The organism is bacterium (assembly GCA_019695335.1).
Classification (GTDB): Bacteria; CLD3; CLD3; order SB21; family SB21; genus JABWBZ01.
Genome location: JAIBAF010000126.1, coordinates 1 through 3,717, shown reverse-complemented (window position 1 = coordinate 3,717; position 3,717 = coordinate 1). Strand labels below are relative to the sequence as shown.

The 3,717-nt window shown below is 45.3% G+C and carries 2 protein-coding genes and 1 other RNA gene; all 3 read left to right on the top strand.

Annotation, left to right across the window (positions count from 1 at the left end; translation table 11 throughout):
• The first annotated feature begins 75 nt into the window (after positions 1 to 75).
• A complete protein-coding gene (locus K1X84_16860) occupies positions 76 to 1,692 on the top strand; it encodes a M28 family peptidase (protein MBX7153300.1) in 1,617 nt (538 codons plus the stop codon).
• A 192-nt stretch (positions 1,693 to 1,884) separates the two neighbouring features.
• Positions 1,885 to 3,207, top strand: coding sequence for a GAF domain-containing protein (locus K1X84_16855; GenBank protein ID MBX7153299.1), 1,323 nt, complete (start codon positions 1,885 to 1,887; stop codon positions 3,205 to 3,207).
• A gap of 101 nt (positions 3,208 to 3,308) precedes the next feature.
• Positions 3,309 to 3,682, top strand: a transfer-messenger RNA (tmRNA) gene (gene ssrA / locus K1X84_16850).
• Positions 3,683 to 3,717: the final 35 nt, after the last annotated feature.

Sequence of the window (3,717 nt, the reverse complement as noted above, 5' to 3'; positions counted from 1 at the left end):
CAAAATTCGCTTGCTTTCATTGACAAGGCATGCTTACACTAAGCTTCATTCTTCCAAAGCGATTCGTAAGGATATATGAAACTGGCTCAAAATCTGTATAAAATATTTTTGTTAAGTTTGTCGATAAGCCTGGCAGGATGCGTACCTGTAGTCATACCGCCGGCTGTCGTGACTGAAAAAATGTTCGATCTCAAACAATTTATGAGCGATCTGCGGTTTCTCTCAAACGATTTATTAGAAGGCCGTGAAGCAGGGACGCGCGGCGAAAAAATTGCGTCGTTGTATCTTGCCGGACAATTACAAAAAGCCGGAATTGCTCCGTTTGCGTACGACGGGGATTCGGATAGTTTGACGTATTTTCAAAAATTTGATGCAACGAAAGTAACGGTGCTGGGCAGTTCGGTCGTGTCAGTGTACGACAGTTCGACTAAGCATGAGAAACTGTACACCTACGGCGATTATTTTGCCAATTTTCATAATTTTCTTTTTGAATGCAGCACGGCCGGATCGTTTGTTTTTGCCGGTTACGGCATTACCGCGCCGGAATTCGGTTACGACGACTACAAAAACCTCAACGTCAAAGATAAAATCGTTTTGGTTTTTGACGGCGAACCTGAATCTGACGACGAGAAATTTTTTTATGGCCCGATTCCCAGTTCTTACTACAGCGCATTATTTTACAAACGTCATCGTGCGCGCGAGCTCGGCGCTAAGGCGCTGTTCGTGTTGGGCAATGAAACGCTTCTTGAAAAATGGAGCGAACTGGTCGGTTATTTCAAGGCGAGCCGGATTGAATTTTCGACGCCTGACCTGATGGCGGCCGATTCGACGCGGATACCGTTTTATTATGCGAACGAACTTTTTTTCAGATCCATATTGAATAATGGTCCTGTGCCGTACGACAGTTTACGGCATTTATTGATTGCCAAAAAAACCTTACCGGTATTTCCAATCTCAGGTACTTCGGCGCGAATATATGTTTCCGTGCAATATGTAAAAACGCAGGCCCAAAATGTGGTCGGTGTGATTCCGGGCATCGATCCCGTTTTGAAAAACGAATATGTGGCAATCGGAGCTCATTATGACCATTTAGGGATCGGTGCGGATCATGAAATATATAACGGTGCCGACGACGACGGCTCGGGTACCGTGACGGTTTTGGGAATGGCCCGCGCCATGGCCCGCTCTAAAACCAATAAACGTTCTGTGCTAGTGGTGTTTCACAGTGGTGAGGAAAAAGGATTGCTAGGTTCTGAATATATGACGGATGAAGACACGCGCAGGCCTTTTGAATTGTCGCAGATCGTGAGTCAATTGAATTTTGACATGGTCGGGCGTGGCCGTGCGGACAGCATTTACGTGATCGGCTCGGATCGTCTGAGCAGCGAACTCAAAAAACTGAATGAAGAAACCAATCGTGAATTGGGATTGTTTACTTTCGATTATTTATTTGACGACGATTTCGATCCCAACCGATTTTATTATCGCAGCGATCATTATAATTATGCCCGTTGGAATATACCGATCGTATTTTTCTTTGATGGCATGACAGATGATTACCACAAACCTGGCGACGATTTTGAAAAAATCAATTTTAAAAAAATTGAAAAGACCGCCAGCCTTGGATTTCATCTTGCGATGAAGATCTCGAATTTAGGACATCGGTTAAAACTGGATCATGCCGATCAATAACTTTATAGATGCTCAATCGTGTTGCAAAAGGCTGGCAAAAAAATTTATTGCAAGGTTGAGCACATTTGAAATATATTGTAGCGATACCACACGACCCGGGGTGAAAACGTTTCAACATCTCTCACATAGCTTACTTAATGACTGTAGTTGCGATTGACTGCCAGTAAAATTATTACGTCGGGAGGTCGTTTTATGAAAACCAATTCCTCCATTCCTCTTGCAAGCCGTTCCACTGAAGTCGCCAGGCTGACGCTCGCTCAAATTCCGCCCGAAACGCCATTGAGTGATATTTTCGGACAGGCATGCGAAATTTGCGCAGAAACCCTCGAAGTAGAAAGAGCCGGGATATGGCTGTTTATTGATGATCGTACAGTTCTGCGATGCGTCAATTTGTACGAGCGATCAAAGAAAACTCATTCGTCCGGGTTTGTGTTGAGGGTTGAAGATTTCCCTACCTATTTTGCATCGCTGTCTTTGCGCAAAGCCCTGCCGGCTGAAATTGCCGTTCATGAGCCGTGGACGTCGGAACTTGCTGAAACGTATATGCAGCCGTTGGGAATCAGTTCCATGCTGGATGCGGGTATTTTTGTGGAAAGTAAGTTAGTCGGCGTGGTGTGTCATGAGCACGTCGGGCAAAATCGTGAATGGACAACGGAGGATCGCGATTTTGCAGGTTCAGTGGCTGACCTGCTTGCGTTGCGCATTCAATCGGCCAAAGTCAGAGAGTTGCAGGATGCGTTTCAAACTCAGCAAGATCGGTTAGCTTCGCTCGAAAAAGAAGCGGCCTTATCGCAATTAGCTGCAGCCGTTTCGCACGATTTTCAAAATCTTCTGGCGATATTTCTTGGCCGCGGTGAATTAATAAGTCAATCTGACGCATCTCCGGATGTTAAAAAACAGGCGCAAGTTATTGTCGATACGGCTAAAAGAGGCAACGATCTTGTGAAGCAATTATTGGATTTTGCCAAACCCGTCAAGCACCATCCGTCGGTGATCGATCTTGATCAAACGGCTCACGAATTTATGCCGGTCATGCAGTCAGCCGTCGGTTCTCACCATACTTTGCAATGCGATAGCACCGGAGCGCTCGGCAAAGTGTTAATCGATAAAAATCAGTTTACGCGTCTCTTATTGAACATTGTCATCAATGCGCGTGATGCGATGCCTCAAGGAGGAAAAATCGATATACGGCTTTCCACGGTTGAACTGACGTACGATCAAGGCTACTCCGGTCGTTTTGTTCAACTCGAAGTGTCGGATAAAGGAATAGGTATTGACGAAAAAACCAAACAAAGAATATTCGAGCCGTTCTTTACGACCAAGACTCAAGGTACCGGCCTTGGATTGGCCATTGTCCGGCAAATCGTCGAGCGGACTGGCGGCTTTATACGCGTCGACAGCCATCCGGGCTTGGGAACTACTTTCCGTATGTTTTTTCCAAATATCGAAGCGAGTACAGGTGAAGCGCCTGTATTGATTCTTTCGCCGGAACCGGGCATGAAGACGGCTATATAGCTTTGAATTTTCTTGCGAGTTTAATTAATTATTATAATTTATGGCGCGGAATTAAGCCGCCATCGATGCGTTCTATAAAGTGCAAAAGTTCTTTGAAAAATGGGGACGAACTGGATTCGACGGGTTTAGGTCGCTAAGGATTGCGTGCCGAGCGTTTTCCGTGTGCTCGTAAACTAAACGGTAAACCAATAAACAACAACAACGCATACGCGTTGGCTGCCTAAGAGTTAATTCTCTGCAGTCCGTTTTAACTTACTTTCGTCTATCGAGGTTAGTTAAGACGTCATTTTGATAGACTAGCCAAGTGCCAATGCTCGGAGGCATAAGGCAAAAATCCCGCAAGGGATATCGAGCTCGCTTACCTGCTTTTGGTTCGCTTTTGATAGGTAAGTTAAAATAAAAAGCGGCGCTACGCACGTAGAGGTTTTTAGTAGCTTATTCTCGGACACGGGTTCAATTCCCGTCGTCTCCACATTTACAAAATTCACGATCTTCGGGTCGTGAATTTTT